The 1,538-nt window shown below is 45.6% G+C and carries 1 protein-coding gene; it reads right to left on the bottom strand.

Going from position 1 to position 1,538, the window contains the following annotated elements:
- On the bottom strand, positions 1-726 hold a 726-nt coding region (locus G404_RS20550), incomplete at its 3' end, for a cadherin-like domain-containing protein (RefSeq protein ID WP_245584585.1).
- Between the last annotated feature and the right edge of the window lie 812 nt (positions 727-1,538).

Genomic DNA, 1,538 nt, shown 5'->3' with positions numbered 1-1,538 from the left:
TTCGGTCAGGGTGACCGAGCCGTTTTCCACGCCCGGGCCTGTCATCGTCGCAGCCGCGAACGTCGGCGCGACTTGCGCGACATTCACATCGACCGTCTGCGTGGTCGTGCCGCCGGCACCCACGGCAGTCACAGTAAAACTATCTGATCCGATATAAAACTGGCCCGGAACATATGTCACTACACCAGAGGAGCTGACCGTTGCTGCGCCGTGAGCAGGCGCCGACGCACTGTAAGAGGTCGCATTGGCTGCCGAAGCCGCAATCGTAATGCTTGGCGCATTTTCACTGCCTGATACATTTTGCACGGGTGCGGAAAATTTCGGCAGCGGCGCCCGACCCTGGCCTCCAACAGCGACAGCCACACCAACGCCAACGGCCGCAGCAACGCCCCCCACCACTGTCAGCGTGCTTACCCCTACAGCATGACCCGACGCAGAAGCAGCCGCACCCCCATCGATTTGCCCCAGCGAAGCCCCAGCAGCGGCCCCACCGCCGACCGCCTCGTCGCCTGTGCCACTCCCCCCCATGGGTTGGATATCACCATCAAGCGCCAGCTTGCTCACCGATTCACCAACGATATCGTCATGCAAAAGCGCAGCGTGATGTTGCCCAAAGGGCTCGTGCATCAGGGCATCGATCTTCGCCAACCACTTGCCTGCACGCGCCTGCACGCTCGACTGCGAATGAAACCGATAAGCCTTAAGCTGAGCTTTGCGAGCAGACATACAACGCCTTTTTTGATCGAACTCTGCTTACAATAGCAACCACCCAGCAATAGAGGCAAGGCACATTTTGAAATTTCGGGCATTGTTCAAAATATATACATAACAAAATGTGTATGTTTTTTGATCTTTATTAATAAATAATGTATGCATTTTTCTTTATATTTATAATTTTAGAGGTGAAAATTGCTCAGCAAATTTCAATTTGGTATTTTATTACGTAAAATACCTTAGGTTTATCTACTCATGATAATCAATTTTTCTCTAGATTCTGGCCGTCGAACGACTCCCGCTCTAAATTTATTTAAAAAAACTGATAAATTAATCAATTACTTAATAAACCCATATACCATTATATACATGTAATACCTTGCATAGTCGCAAGGCGTCCGTGCCATTCGATGGCATCGAACGGCCATTAATCTGAAAAGAGAACCCGAATGGACCTAGCGGGAACATTAATGATGCTCCATAGACTCGAAAAAAAGGTCGAGACTAATTTTCTTACATCTGAGGGTAAGATCCTCTGCCTAATAAAGACAGAACCAGGTCATAATATCAAATACTACCTTAATAAATCAGGATTGTCATATCGGGGATTTTACAACGCATTAACAAAATTACGAAAAGCCAATATGGTAGAAATCATAAAATCGTCAGATGATTCAAGAATGAATTTGATATTTTAATCAGTTTATCTTGCATCTTATTGTCACAAATTTTTTTATTTACGAATTTTGAAATTATTAATTTATTATAGAAAATTCGTTATTCTGAACCCTCGCATATATCGAGGCAGAAATTATACGATTAGG

The organism is Novosphingobium acidiphilum DSM 19966, from assembly GCF_000429005.1.
In the GTDB taxonomy this organism is placed as follows: domain Bacteria; phylum Pseudomonadota; class Alphaproteobacteria; order Sphingomonadales; family Sphingomonadaceae; genus Novosphingobium; species Novosphingobium acidiphilum.
The sequence above is the reverse complement of the archived record's forward strand: the minus strand, read 5'-3'. Positions and strand labels throughout refer to the sequence as shown.